Source organism: Streptomyces sp. NPDC051133 (assembly GCF_040682635.1).
GTDB lineage: Bacteria > Actinomycetota > Actinomycetes > Streptomycetales > Streptomycetaceae > Streptomyces.
The window spans coordinates 1-1,484 of sequence record NZ_JBFBBK010000228.1 but is presented as its reverse complement, the minus strand read 5'-3'; the positions used below and the strand labels follow the sequence as shown (position 1 = coordinate 1,484).

Below are 1,484 nucleotides of genomic sequence, written 5' to 3'. Positions count from 1 at the left end.
GTCATCGGCCACCTCGATGGGCTTCCAGAGTCGGCCGACATCGAGGACCTGTTCTCCACCAAGGACTATCTCTGGCTCTACAACAAGGCGACCGAGGTGACCATCAACGAGGAAGACCTGCCCTCCCGATCCTCAAGCGCATCGGGATCGCCCGGGAGCGCCAGCACAACCCCCGGGACTTCGACCACATCGGACCCGCGCACCAGCTCACCCGGGACAAGGACGCCTTCTTCGCGCAGGTCGATGACGACACCCTCGACCGCTTCGAGACGGTCTTCAACAAGCTCACGGCCTGAAGCGGCGGGCAGGTTCAACACCCGCCGACGCAAACGTCACCCCCAGTCCATGCCCAGCTTCCGCAGTGCGTCTGTCCAGGAGCGGTCTTTCTGATCAGTGGGTGGTGGGCTGGCCTGGGCTGATCAGTTTGGTGTTGGGGGCGATAGGGCTCCGGGCCGGGCTATCACGGCTTGGTGATGAGGGGACCGGGGTTTCAGTTCTTGAGCTGCTGTTTTGTCAGGTGGAGCGGGCGTTGGTCAGGTGTGGTCATATTCCGGGTGTGTTGATCAGGTTCGTTGAGTGCTGCTATGCGGTCATCCAGTACAGGGCGGTGTCCATGTCTCGTGCGGTCCAGTTGCGGATCTGGGCTGGGGCGTCGGCCAGGAGCTGATCGATCGCTTCTATGTAGCGGCTGTAGCGGCCGGGTGCGTGGCTGAGGGTGATGCCGAGGGTGCGCAGTCCGCTGTGGGCTCGCCGGTCGTAAATGGCCATGCGGTCTGGTGCGGCTGCTGTGAGGACGGCGGAGGCGAGGGCGTCACCGGTGCGGAAACCCGGTAGTGAGGCCAGGGCTGCTCGGCTGGCTTGTGCTGCGGAGCTGCTGCTGAGAGTGGTGTCCCGGGCGGCGGTCGTGGCCGCGGCGGTTGCGCGGCGTACGTCGGTGTCCGCGAGCGCCATGAGTTCGGCCGCCCAGGGCGTGTCGGCTCTGAGCCGTTTCCACATCAGCAGTGCTCCGATGTCGGCTTTGCCGATGCTTCCGCTGGTGCATGCACGTCGTGTCACTTCTTGCAGGGTCTCGTCGTAGTACGGGCTGACGGTGTCGGTGTAGGCCTGGTGGGCGGCGGCGAGGCGCTGCCATTGTTCGGGTGCGAGAGCGAGCGGTTGGGCTGTCACGGCTTGCTGCTCCGTCTTGTCAGGAGGGATGAGGCAGGGGGTGGTCAGCCGTTGTAGTTGCTGGCGATTGCGCAGAGGGTGAAGGAGCCGACGCCGAAGTACTCGCCGGTGGGGGAGGCTGGGTTGACGGGGGCGTGGAGGGCGTGGTCTTCGGAAAGGCCGTGGGGGAAGGACGGTGCTTGGTAGTTGAAGAGGTTGTCGGAGTTCGGGGGCAGGTTCATGGCGTTGCTGTCGATGATGACGGCGCGGGCGGCGTAGGGGCCGTTGATGGTGAAGCTGATCTCTTGTCCGTTGGGGCCGTTGTTTTCGGTGAGGGT

At 64.8% G+C, this 1,484-nt stretch carries 3 protein-coding genes; all 3 read right to left on the bottom strand.

The genetic code is table 11. The features are described from left to right. Positions 1–77: 77 nt before the first annotated feature. The gene (locus tag AB0N17_RS46655) at positions 78–317 is read right to left on the bottom strand and encodes a hypothetical protein (protein WP_366017724.1); all 240 of its coding nucleotides are present in this window, start codon (positions 315–317) and stop codon (positions 78–80) included. A gap of 265 nt (positions 318–582) precedes the next feature. Beyond that, positions 583–1,167 (bottom strand): hypothetical protein, encoded by a 585-nt coding sequence (locus tag AB0N17_RS46650; protein WP_366017723.1) that lies wholly within the window; start codon positions 1,165–1,167, stop codon positions 583–585. Between the two features lie 44 nt (positions 1,168–1,211). Continuing rightward, a partial coding sequence (locus AB0N17_RS46645; RefSeq protein ID WP_366017722.1) for a hypothetical protein occupies positions 1,212–1,484 on the bottom strand: 273 nt, incomplete at its 5' end.